Source organism: Vibrio sp. YT-18 (genome assembly GCF_033337345.1).
In the GTDB taxonomy this organism is placed as follows: Bacteria; Pseudomonadota; Gammaproteobacteria; order Enterobacterales; family Vibrionaceae; genus Vibrio; species Vibrio alginolyticus.
The window spans coordinates 1-1,137 of record NZ_JAWOQO010000198.1 but is presented as its reverse complement, the minus strand read 5'-3'; the positions used below and the strand labels follow the sequence as shown (position 1 = coordinate 1,137).

At 41.0% G+C, this 1,137-nt stretch carries 1 protein-coding gene; it reads left to right on the top strand.

What is annotated here, in order from left to right:
- Positions 1–1,137, top strand: a 1,137-nt coding sequence (locus tag R7M72_RS25410; RefSeq protein WP_318056498.1) for an ImcF-related family protein, incomplete at both ends; no start/stop codon positions are given.

Below are 1,137 nucleotides of genomic sequence, written 5' to 3'. Positions count from 1 at the left end.
GACGAACGTGGTGTCATTTCTCTCTTTAATAAAGAGTTTCACGGCATGTTGGAGCGGCTCGATGCGCGCATGTTACGTATATTAGAAACTGAAGATGACTTAGAAAAGCGCACGCTAATATTCGAATTTCCAAAACAGCTGCGAGTTTTACAAGCAAACTTAGATGAGTTTTTGTCTGAGATATTTACGCAGAACACGTTTGAAGAGCCAGCCCTTATTCGCGGTGTTTTCTTGCTTAGCTCTGTACAAGAAGGTATTCCTGTTGATCGACTGATGAGTGAATCAACTAATGGATTGGGACTAGGGAGGTTGCCTTTAGCGACAAACGTTAACAGTTCGCATAGCTATTTTGTTAAAAATCTTTTTGAGCGAGTCATCTTTAAAGAGCAATTACTAGGTACCGTTAACCGCCACTATCAAAAGCAATCTGGATGGATGCGTACGGGCATATACATGGGTTGTGTTGGTGTTCTTGTTGGTGCTTCTGCTCTTTGGTTCCTGAGTTATCAATGGAATTCAAAGTTAATTGTCGATACCAATAACCAAGCAAATCATATTGAAGCGATGATAGGTGCAGAGAGCCTTGATTTTGAATCGGACGTTATCAGTGCTGTAGACACGTTAGACAAGATCATGATGTTGCCACTAGGGAAAAATAGTGAATATGGTCATTCTGATGCAGTGAAAAAGTTTGGTCTGTATCAAGGTGACAAAGTTTCTCAAGCAGCAAATAACGCGTATTCAGATGCTCTTTCTCAACACTTTGCTACTCTGCTGTCAGAGAGTTTGCTCTCGGAAATGGAAGCGAATAAGCACCATCGTGAATACTTATACGAGACGTTAAAGACGTATTTAATGTTGTTTAATCCGGAAAAGTATCAACAAGAAGAGGTAATTGCTTGGTTCAACTTCTACTTTGAACGTCAGTATCCAGGAGAGTTAAACAAAGAGCTACGTGAGCGTTTGCTAGTGCATACTAAAAACTTACTAGAGAACGACGAGAAAGGCTTCTCAATGGATGCGACTGCTATTAGTGCAGCACGAGAAGTTCTAACGCAAATGTCACTTCCAGAGCGTGCATATCAGCGTATGAAGATGCAGTTTGCTAAAAGTCACGTTCCGTCTTTCCGTTTAACT